The 10272-nt window shown below is 42.3% G+C and carries 8 protein-coding genes and 1 pseudogene; 5 read left to right on the plus strand and 4 right to left on the minus strand.

Annotated elements, in window-relative coordinates; translation table 11 throughout:
• Positions 1-216 precede the first annotated feature (216 nt).
• Both G1O98_RS33015 and G1O98_RS33020 read right to left on the minus strand, forming a co-directional pair.
• Complete coding sequence (locus G1O98_RS33015; protein WP_163937444.1) at positions 217-1059, minus strand: cyanophycinase; 843 nt, start codon at positions 1057-1059, stop codon at positions 217-219.
• A 329-nt stretch (positions 1060-1388) separates the two neighbouring features.
• On the minus strand, positions 1389-1592 hold the full coding sequence (locus G1O98_RS33020; protein ID WP_041565287.1) for a hypothetical protein: 204 nt from the start codon (positions 1590-1592) through the stop codon (positions 1389-1391).
• Between the two features lie 317 nt (positions 1593-1909).
• Here G1O98_RS33020 and G1O98_RS33025 point away from each other — a divergent pair, with 317 nt between their 5' ends.
• Both G1O98_RS33025 and G1O98_RS33030 read left to right on the plus strand, forming a co-directional pair.
• Positions 1910-3820 (plus strand): acetate--CoA ligase family protein, encoded by a 1911-nt coding sequence (locus G1O98_RS33025; RefSeq protein ID WP_163937447.1) that lies wholly within the window; start codon positions 1910-1912, stop codon positions 3818-3820.
• A gap of 585 nt (positions 3821-4405) precedes the next feature.
• Positions 4406-5509 (plus strand): hypothetical protein, encoded by a 1104-nt coding sequence (locus G1O98_RS33030; protein ID WP_163937450.1) that lies wholly within the window; start codon positions 4406-4408, stop codon positions 5507-5509.
• Between the two features lie 253 nt (positions 5510-5762).
• On the opposite strand, the pseudogene G1O98_RS40375 reads toward G1O98_RS33030, so the two are convergent.
• Positions 5763-5864: pseudogene (locus G1O98_RS40375) on the minus strand (hypothetical protein); the annotation flags it as partial.
• Positions 5865-6212: 348 nt separating this feature from the next.
• Here G1O98_RS40375 and acnB point away from each other — a divergent pair.
• The 3 genes from acnB to G1O98_RS33050 are packed head-to-tail and all read left to right on the plus strand — an operon-like array spanning position 6213 to position 9434.
• Positions 6213-8876, plus strand: coding sequence for a bifunctional aconitate hydratase 2/2-methylisocitrate dehydratase (acnB, locus tag G1O98_RS33040; protein ID WP_163937453.1), 2664 nt, complete (start codon positions 6213-6215; stop codon positions 8874-8876).
• 59 nt (positions 8877-8935) lie between these two features.
• On the plus strand, positions 8936-9202 hold the full coding sequence (locus G1O98_RS33045; protein WP_163937456.1) for a type II toxin-antitoxin system HicB family antitoxin: 267 nt from the start codon (positions 8936-8938) through the stop codon (positions 9200-9202).
• Positions 9195-9434: a type II toxin-antitoxin system HicA family toxin gene (locus G1O98_RS33050; RefSeq protein WP_163937459.1), complete on the plus strand. Its 240-nt coding sequence runs from the start codon at positions 9195-9197 to the stop codon at positions 9432-9434. Before G1O98_RS33045 ends, G1O98_RS33050 begins: the two co-directional genes overlap by 8 nt.
• 44 nt (positions 9435-9478) lie before the next feature.
• Here G1O98_RS33050 and G1O98_RS33055 read toward each other — a convergent pair.
• A partial coding sequence (locus G1O98_RS33055; RefSeq protein WP_163937462.1) for a HEAT repeat domain-containing protein occupies positions 9479-10272 on the minus strand: 794 nt, incomplete at its 5' end.

The following is a 10272-nucleotide window of genomic DNA, read 5'->3' on the forward strand; positions in this document are numbered from 1 at the left end:
ATCATGTAGAGTTAATATTACTTATTCCTTACAGTTTGCTGAAGTTAAGATAAGGAATATTAATAATTAATCCCCCCTTTATTCCTGAAAAAAGGGGGGCTATGTCCCCTATTTCTGAGAGTATTTGGGAGGATATTCAAGAGATAAATGCTAATAATCTACAATTATTAATGATTTATTCAAGTAAAACGCACCTGTAAAAAGTTAGGTGTTGATTCAAGCAACAGGTACGGTTACATTAGTCACAGAGGCATTATTTAGGATAGGTTGGCGGGTTTTCAAGTCAAATTTGAATCCATGTGGCAAAATGTGAAGCTTTGCTCCACAAATCGCCAAAGACTCATCCTTCAAGATTTCACCCATATTGTTGTATGTAGCTTCTGATTCATCAACAATTGTCACCGCACCTGCACCAATCACTTCAATTTGATTATCGGTTACGACCATAGCGGTATTCTCGTCAATACCGAATCCTAAAACAGCAGGTTCTAGTATTAAAGCTGAAATCAAGCGTCCCAAACGTCCACGTTGGGAAAAATGCTGGTCAATTACCACCCCTGGTAAAAAGCCTAGACCAGGGCCCATTTCAACAGTTTCAATTCGAGGATGCGTTTGAGAATCACCTTCAACTATCATTTTATCTGGCATCACAGCCGCACCCGCACTTGTACCGGCGATAACTACACCTTCCGCGAACCGTTTATGAATGGCCGCATCGATTTCGGTATCCTTGAGGATATTGGTGATGCGAGCTTGATCTCCACCAGTAAAAAATACCCCAGTTGCTTTATGAATTGCTTCTAATGCGGTAGAGGATGATGCGTCTTCGCGGGTTTCTGTATCAATAATGCGAACATTTTCGGCTCCCAGCCGCTCAAAAACTCTAATATAATTTTCTCCCACTTCTCTTGGTAATTCGGTCGCAGCCGTCATAATGACAATGTGCGCCTTCGTACCTCCGGCGCGTCGCACAAAGTCTCGCAGAATTTGAGAATCTCCATCCTTATCTTCTGCTCCCCCAATAATTACCAACTGCCGTTTGGGATTACTTTCCACCATGATGCCCCCTGATGTGAGTTAATAAATTTCACTAAACCATGACAATTAAACTATCAAATCTTCCTTGTGGTAGATTACCTAATAGAAGGTAGTATTGAGATTTTCGCTTGCAATTAGACCAAAAGATTTTTCAGGCAAATTACATACAAAAATAGCTATCCTCAGAATTAATTTTCTTTTACTAAATAAAAACCCTCAAACCAACTGCCTCTAGAGAGATTTTCTAGAGGCATTATTGACTGCGTTTCTAAATTGCCGATTGAAAATTTATCATGCAATTGTTGGTATTAACTCTCGCTGGGTGCAAATTAGATATCTGATGGTAAATCCTAATGAATGCGACTTCTGTAAAGCAAGTTAGTCAAGAAAAAACGTGCTTGTTCTAGTGGGAGATGTCTGGGTTTACCTTGGTAGACGATTTGATATTCATTTATGTCAGGCCCATCACCATGACCGGAGATCAGCTTTTGGTGAAAAGCTTCCTCAGCAAGTTCTCGAATTTCATCTCTTAGATCAGCTTGTGTGCTATTCATGCTTTGCTGTCTTTTCAATACCGCATATTTACTTATACAGATTTTGGGATGCGTGTTACACCTTTCAAAGGTTATATCTTTGCCCATTCATAAGGATGAAGTGACTATTCTTGATTCTTTGCTGAGGAAAAGAAATTTAATTATGCCTTGAGATAGTTAAAAATGCTTACTAATAGGGTTAGTGTAGGTTCTGATTAGATCAATGGCTTTGCCATCACTCTCCAAGAATTAATCTGAATCAGCCTCCAATCAACAAGTCTGAGTAACGATAACTCAGCATAGAAATTTCAGGGTGTTTAGCCAAAGGTTCGTAATCAATGGTTCTACAAAAAAGCAGTGACTTAGTTCGCATTAATGCTAGAAGAACAGATGTATTCGATATTTTCAACTTCAAACATTATGTTGGCCCCAACCCCTATTTAGATGTAGGGGCGCTAGTATTTGACTTTGCTCTAATTGACTCTAGAGAGCCTTTGCCCATAGAAGATTATATTGCAAGCATTGGCGATCGCTATCCAAATCTGGGCAGTCAAAGCTACGAGTCCCATGCCTATCTATTTGCCCAAGTTGTGTCCGAAGTCGGAAAGCTTGATATGGATTTGCACCTTAAGCATTGGAGTGTTAAGCCATATCCAGATTTCGTGCGAATTAGTGTCCAATCACTACATGAACGCACAACTAGAGAGGTCGTTTATTTTGTTTGGGATTGGTTTGAAGCCATTACCCAAGACGAAGACTTTAACTTTGAGGAGCAGCTAGTGAGGCTGCAAAATAGGTTTCGCGCATCTGTTTATGGTGGCCCCACAGTTTACGCTTTATTGCGAACAGCCTACGAAAAAGGTATTCCCGCCTTTTATTTGTGGGAAGAAGGATTAATGCAATACGGCTTTGGAAAAAAACACGTCCGAGGAGTAGCAACCACATTTAACTGTGATAGTCATCTAGATTCAGAGTTTACGACCCGTAAAGATGACTGCAAAGCATTTCTAAAAACCTTGGGTTTCCCAGTCCCTGAAGGCGATATCGTCTTTTCTGAAAAGGAAGCCTTGGCAGCAGCCAGACAAATTGGCTACCCAGTGGCAGTTAAGCCAGTGGTAGGTCACAAAGGAATTGGCGTTACGGCTGACGTACAAGACTCAAAAGAACTGGAATCTGCTTATAATAGAGCATTAGCAGCGATTCCTGAAGATCAGCTAACTCGGATAATTGTTGAGAAAAGTATTTCTGGATCAGATTTTCGGATGTTGTGTGTCAATGGTAGATTTGTCGCCGCCACAGAACGCCGTCCAGCATCGGTTGTCGGTGATGGCCACTTAACGCTTGCAGAATTAATCCGCCTAGAGAACCGCAAACCTGCACGTTTAGATACGCCCACCTCACCCATGAGTAAAATTCAGATTGATGAAGCGATGGAACTTTACTTAGAGGAACAGCGCTTATCACTAGACAGCGTGATTGAAAAAGGACGCACTGTTTACCTGCGTAAAGTTGCCAATCTTTCAGCCGGAGGTATGAGCATCGATTCAACCCACACAGTTCATGATGACAATATTATCTTGGCGCAAGATATTGCCCAACATTTCCAGTTGACTTGCCTTGGTATTGATGTCATTACCAAAAGTCTCTCCGAATCTTGGAAATCTAGTAACTTCGCTATCCTGGAAATCAACGCTGCACCAGGAGTTTTAATGCATCTTAAACCTTCTGAAGGTGAAAGTGTTGATGTACCTTCTCATATTCTAGAAACCTTTTTTGAGTCGGGTACAGATTCGAGGATACCGATTATCACCTTTAATAAAATCTCAGTTGAAGAACTGCAAACAACAATTGACCATATCCTTTTGCAACATCCCAACTGGACAATTGGCGCTGTTTGTCGTGATGCAGTTTTTGTAAATCGCTCGAAAAAAGTATTAAGCAAAAATTACAATAGCAACGTCCAAACTTTACTCCGTCATCCCAAAGTTGATTTGCTGATTGCCGAATATGCGGAAGACATCTTAGATGAAGAGGGGATGTTTTACCGGAGTAGTAATATCGTAGTTTTGGATAATCCTACCGAAACTGAGATGATGCTAGCGCGGGATGTCTTTGATGGTTCTACTGTGGTGATTAGAAAAGGCAACGATATTTCTATCCGTCGCAAAGGGTTGATTGAAGATTATACTTTGGCTGAAGATGAACCATTTACACGGGTTTATTTGAAAGAAACTGGAACGATTTTGTGAGCTAGCTTAAGAGGTTGCTTTAAAAGTTATTGGCTGTGATGTAGGCACTTTTTTATCTCCCTAAACCCTCTTTTTAGGCTACGGCGTATACACATCCCTCTACAAGATCAAAATGTTGTAGATCCTCCTAAATCCTCCTTAAAAAGGAGGACTTTGAGAGGTTTTTGCTTACTTAAAAATTGTTGGGGGATAAAAAGGCTGTGCGAGACTCCATGATTAATTCTAATTGATACAACGTAAGCTAAGTTATATTCAGCGATTGTTCTAATAAATATTAAAATTTCAGAGATAATAAGATTTTATTTCCAGACTTTAGAGATTTAATATGTATCTGTGAGGCTTTGATTGGGACTATATAGTATATAGCGATTTGTGGATCGGGCTGCTTCAATTACCCTTGTATTCGGGACAATTTTGGACATTCCAAAAGCAGTTTTTTTGGTGTGGCGAAAATTTCGTGAAAATAACTAATTTTAACCAAAATTTTAACCAATTATAACTTTTTAAGTCATATCCAATTGCTAGAGTGAATTTCACCACCACTTTTGTGATGCCGCGTGATCCAAACAATTTACACATCGAAAATTGGACGGCGCATGGGCTTCAATTATTCTCAGAGATTATCAAACAATGAAATGTAAAGCAATATCTTCCTTTGCGCTCACAAAGCTGTTTTTTGCCTGTGGCATAAGTTTATTGAGTGCGAAATTGGTAGCAGCCGCTGTCACCTACAGCGCATGGCCTAGCAGCACAACTGTAGTCACTGCTGATGGCTCTAACCAGTTCGGTGGTAATCTCAGTGGTTTGTTCTACGACCCAGCGACTGGAATGCAACAAGCTGTGTTGTGGGGAGTGCAAAATTCGCCATCAAAACTCTATAACCTGGTTTGGAACGGCAGCACTTTCGTCAAAAATACTGCTAATAATTGGAGTTCTGGAAAAACGTTGCGCTATCCCAATGGTACTGGTGCGCCAGATGCGGAAGGCGTGACCAAAGCCGAGTTTTCTTCAACAACTATCTACGTCTCTACTGAGCGAGATGGCAGCGGCTCGAACCGCTTCAGCGTACTGAGTTATGACAGCAGCAGTAGTGCCACCACCCTCAATGCTACTAAGGAATGGAACTTAACTTCTAATTTGCCAACGGTTAGCTCCACTAATTTAGGCTTGGAAGCGATCGCATGGGTGCCAGATAGTTATTTGCAGGCTAATGGATTCATAGATGAAAGTACCAATCAGCTCTACAACCCAGCCAATTATCCGTTGCATGGCACGGGATTGTTTTTTGTTGGATTGGAAGCAAATGGACAAATTTATGCGTACGCGCTCAACTCCGACTCTACATATACGCGTATTGCTACCATTGCCAGTGGTAATACAAAGATCATGGATTTATCCTTCGACCGCGATAATGAGACTTTATGGGCGTATTGCGACAACAATTGCAGCAACCGCTCAACCCTGCTCGCCATCGATACCACCGTTGGCTCTTCAACGAAAGGCAAATTTATCATCCGCAAGGGTTACGAACGCCCAAGTTCGATGTCAAACATTAACAACGAAGGTATCGCCATTGCGCCCAATTCTGAATGCGCCAGCAATCTAAAACAGTTCTTCTGGGCGGATGATTCCGAAACCAGCAATCATGCGATTCGTCGTGGAACAATTCCTTGTGGACGATTATTTTAAGCTGACATTGATCCTCATTTACTAGTGCGAGCTTTAGGTCTACTGTGACGTTCTTTCCCGTTAATCTGATGGTATAACAGGCGGGAGAGAACGTCATGTTTTCACTTGACTGCCTGTTACATGCGATCGCTACTTTAGTGCAACTTTATCTCGAAAATAATTTTTTGCCAATCAACGCCAACCCATCTTCTGGCTGTTTTGCTTTCAGCAGGTAATGCACATGATTGCTCATGATGCACAAAGCATAGAGTTTAAACTTATACTTTTCTTGTGCCTTTTTGACGGCATAAATAAAGACTTCGCGGCATTCTAAGCGCGTTAGAGGATGTTTGAAAAGTCCTCTTCTTGGTAGCAAAACGTTTTACATCCACCTAAAATCCCCCTTAAAAAGGGGGACTTTAATTCTTGTCCCCTCCTTTTTTAAGCTACGGTGTACACACATCTTTCTAGAAAAACAAGTAGTAATTGAAATTGATGGAGATAGCATTTTACAGATGAAGGTCAAGACTATGACATAGAAAGAACAAGAATTTTAGAATTCCATTCGCTCAATACTTTTCAAACTTTCAGTATAAAAAAACCTGCGAGCAACCGATTAGCAGTAAGGCTTTCGGTAATAAAAGTAAGCTAAACTCTTATAGCCAAGTATTGACTAAAAATATTTCATAATTAAAGATAGAACATCCCAATGGAGAACATAAAAATGCTAGAACAATATCGTAAACACGTTGCTGAAAGAGCAGCACTCGGTATTCCCCCTTTACCATTGGATGCGAAGCAAACCTCAGAATTATGTGAATTACTGAAAAATCCGCCAAAGGGTCAAGAGGAGATATTATTACATTTATTGAGCGATCGCGTTTCTCCTGGTGTTGATCCAGCAGCTTATGTCAAAGCTGGATTTCTCACCGCGATCGCCAAGGAAGAAATCACCAGTCCGTTGATTGCGCCCATCGAAGCGGTGCAATTGCTGGGCACAATGATCGGTGGTTACAACGTGCAATCTTTAATCGATTTGCTGCAATTGCCTACTGTATCCGTCTCTGACTCATCCGAAACACCTCTGGTAATGGGTGGACAAGGAAAGGAACCCATCGCCGCTTATGCCGCCAACGCCTTAAGTAAAATCCTTTTAGTGTATGACGCTTACCACGATGTTTTAGAGTTGTCTAAAACCAATCCTTTCGCCAAACGGGTGATTGACTCTTGGGCGGAAGCTGAATGGTTTACCCTTCGCCCCACAGTTCCAGAAGCGATTACTGTCACCGTTTTTAAAGTTCCTGGCGAAACTAATACCGACGATTTATCCCCCGCCCAAAGCGCCACAACTCGCCCGGATATTCCCTTACACGCCTTAGTGATGTTAGAGTCACGGCAACCGGGAAGCTTGGCAACCATTGCCGAATTGAAGAAAAAAGGGCATCCTGTAGCTTACGTGGGAGATGTAGTTGGTACAGGTTCTTCGCGTAAATCTGCCATCAACTCAGTATTGTGGCATACAGGAAATGATATACCTTTTGTGCCAAACAAACGCGCTGGGGGTTATGTTTTAGGTGGTGCGATCGCGCCAATCTTCTTTAACACAGCAGAAGATGCCGGTGCTTTGCCTATTCAGTGCGATGTCACCAAACTCGAAACCGGCATGGTAATTACCATCCATCCCTACAAAGGCGAAATCACCAACGAAACAGGCGAAGTCATTTCCACCTTTGCCCTCAAACCTGACACCATCCTCGATGAAGTCCGCGCAGGTGGACGCATCCCCTTACTTATCGGCCGTACCCTCACCGACAAAACCCGTCTTGCACTAGGTTTAGAACACAGCACAGTTTTCACCCGTCCTCAGCAAGCCTTTGATACAGGCAAAGGCTACAGCCTAGCACAGAAAATGGTAGGTAAAGCTTGCGGATTAACTGGTGTGCGTCCCGGCACATCTTGCGAACCCATCATCACCACCGTTGGTTCTCAAGATACCACAGGCCCCATGACCCGCGACGAATTAAAAGAACTCGCCTGTCTTGGTTTCAGTGCAGACTTAGTGATCCAAAGTTTTTGCCACACAGCGGCTTATCCCAAACCAGTAGACATCCAAACCCATCACGAGCTACCCGATTTCTTTGCTTCTCGTGGCGGTGTCGCTCTGCGTCCCGGTGATGGTATTATCCACTCTTGGTTAAACCGGATGCTGCTACCCGACACCGTGGGAACTGGCGGCGACTCTCACACCCGCTTCCCCTTGGGTATTTCCTTCCCCGCCGGTTCTGGATTAGTGGCCTTTGCAGCCGCCTTGGGTGTCATGCCTTTAGATATGCCAGAGTCAGTTTTGGTAAGATTCAAAGGTGAATTGCAACCAGGTATCACCCTGCGGGATGTCGTGAATGCCATTCCCTACGTAGCAATTCAAAAAGGTTTGCTGACAGCAGAAAAGCAGAACAAGAAAAATGTCTTCTCTGGGCGGATTCTGGAAATAGAAGGTTTGCCAGATTTAAAAGTTGAACAAGCCTTTGAACTCACCGATGCTAGCGCCGAACGTTCTTGTGCCGGATGCACAATTAAGCTGAGTGTAGAGACAATTTCTGAATATCTGCGTTCTAACATAGCGTTGTTGAAAAATATGATAGCACGGGGCTATCACGATCCGCGTACCATGCTGCGCCGTGTGGCAAAGATGGAAGAATGGTTAGCAAATCCCGTCTTATTAGAAGGCGATGCCGATGCTGAGTATGCCGAAATAATTGAAATTGATTTAAACGAAATCAAAGAACCAATTGTTGCTGCTCCCAATGACCCCGATAATGTTAAGTTATTATCGGAAGTTGCTAATGATCCAGTGCAAGAGGTATTCGTCGGTTCTTGTATGACGAATATTGGTCATTATCGGGCAACAGCCAAAGTTTTGGAAGGTGCAGGTGAAGTAAAAACTCGCTTGTGGATAGCACCACCAACGCGCATGGATGAACACCAATTAAAAGAAGAAGGTGTATACAGCATTTTTGGGGCTGCGGGTGCTAGAACAGAAATGCCAGGATGCAGTTTGTGCATGGGTAATCAGGCGCGAGTTGCTGATGGCACAACAGTGTTTTCTACCTCTACCCGCAACTTCAATAATCGCATGGGTAAAGATGCGCGAGTGTATCTTGGTTCAGCAGAATTAGCCGCAGTTTGTGCGCTGCTGGGACGGCTTCCGACAGTGCAAGAATATTTAGATATTGTGGCGAGTCGAATTCATCCTTTTGCAGATGATTTGTATCGGTATTTGAATTTTGATCAAATCGTCGGTTTTGAGGATGAAGGGCGCGTGATTGCGTTGGAAGATATGCCGAGGCTTGAGGATATTTTGGGTATGCCAGCTAGTAGTTTGCGTTAGTAAATTTAGTAGGGTGGGCAATGCCCACCTCACACCACAATTTCAATAGGTGAATATCAATGGAATTTTACACAGTAGTACTCAAGCAAAGCGCTGGTTATTGGGTTGCTTTGTGTTTAGAAAATGGAATTGTAGGACAGGGCACTATTCAAGAAGATGCTATCAGCAAGCTAAAAGAGGCTATTGAATCTTTTGAAATTGTTTATGAGTCTGAAAGCAATATTTATAAATCTCCCATTTCAATAGATGAATTACATGAATTTTTATTTGTTGAAGAAAAAGAACAAGATTCAGAGATATATGAATTAAGGAAGGTTTATGCCTAAAAACATACCTTCCCTGAAACCAAAGCAGTTAATTAAGCTTTTAGAACAAGCAGGTTGCACATTTCATAGAGAAGGAAAAGGCGACCATTGTTTATATACTCGTGAAGTTGATGGTAAAAGGAGAGTAGTTCCTATAGATATGGGTGCAAGAGAAATGTCTCCTGGTTATGTTTTGCGTATTTTTAGGCAATTTGGTTTTACTGATGAGGAAGTAGAAAGTCTTTTAAGTTAAATAAATTTAAGTAATTTTAAGTTACGCTATGACATTTAGTAATCTCATGAAGCATCTGTAGTAAAGTTTAATCTTAGACCAAATTGCTGGGCAAGTTTTTGGTAACGCATACGCACTTCTTCGATTGATATATCTAATTGAGCAGCAGCATAATTAACTCGTTCTTCATTAATTTCTTCTTGGGGATCTAGAAAGGGGTTAAAAGCATCAACATCCCTAGAAAGCAGCTCGCGATCTATTTTATCTTGACAAATCCAAGATAATGCTCTGAGTGTTATTACCCTCGTATTTTGATTCTCAGATGACAACCTGTTTAGTAACTTTTGTATAGTCTGAGTATCTCCAAGTTGTACTAGTGCTGCCTCTACTGCTTGCTGCACCTCGCTATCAGCATTATTGAGCTTGGCAATCAAGGGTTCAAGCACTCGTGGATCATTAATCTTTCCTAGTGCCCCTGCTACTGCCTGCTGCACATCGCTATCGACATGATTTAGCTTGGCAATCAACGGTTCAACTGCTCGTGCATCTTTAATCTCTCCCAATGCCGATGCTACTGCTCGCTGCACATCGCTATCGGCATCATTGAGCTTGGCAATCAGGGGTTGAACTGCTCGTGTATTTTTAATTCTTCCCAATGCCCCTGCGACTGCTTGCCGCACAAAGTTATTGGAATCATTGAGTTTGGCAATCAACGGTTCAATTGCTCGTCCATTTTTAATTGCTCCCAAAGCCCTTGCTACTGTTTGCCGCACATCGCTATTGGCATCATTGAGCTTGGCAATCAGGGGTTCAACTGCCTGCTTTTCACGTTCGTTACCTAGAATTCTGCATATTAGAG

The sequence above is a fragment of the Nostoc sp. UIC 10630 genome, from assembly GCF_010747425.1.
Lineage (GTDB): Bacteria > Cyanobacteriota > Cyanobacteriia > Cyanobacteriales > Nostocaceae > Nostoc.